Raw genomic sequence first — 270 nt, 5'->3', positions numbered from 1 at the left:
GGGCTTCGCGCATGCTCAGGCCTGTGACTTCCTGAATGAATTTTGGTTGTACTTCAAGTTTTCTCGCTAGCTCAGAAAAACCAAGGTTTTTCTTTTCTAGTAAAACTCTTAATGACTTCTCTAATAGCTCTGGAGGCTCAGGTGCTATTAAATGATCTTCCTTTTCACCTTGTGTTTCGCCGTATTTTCTAAGAGTGATAACGCCTGTTTTGTATTGGGATTCTGTTATGAGGTCAAGTTGCCTGGCTCTATACAATATAGCAGCTTTAC

At 40.7% G+C, this 270-nt stretch carries 1 protein-coding gene; it reads right to left on the bottom strand.

Going from position 1 to position 270, the window contains the following annotated elements; translation table 11 throughout:
- A partial coding sequence (locus tag RMT89_RS43190) for a hypothetical protein (RefSeq protein WP_315889228.1) occupies positions 1 to 270 on the bottom strand: 270 nt, incomplete at both ends.

The organism is Streptomyces sp. P17, from assembly GCF_032436805.1.
In the GTDB taxonomy this organism is placed as follows: Bacteria; Actinomycetota; Actinomycetes; order Streptomycetales; family Streptomycetaceae; genus Streptomyces.
Note: the sequence above shows the minus strand (reverse complement) of the source record. Positions and strands in the feature narration are given on the sequence as shown.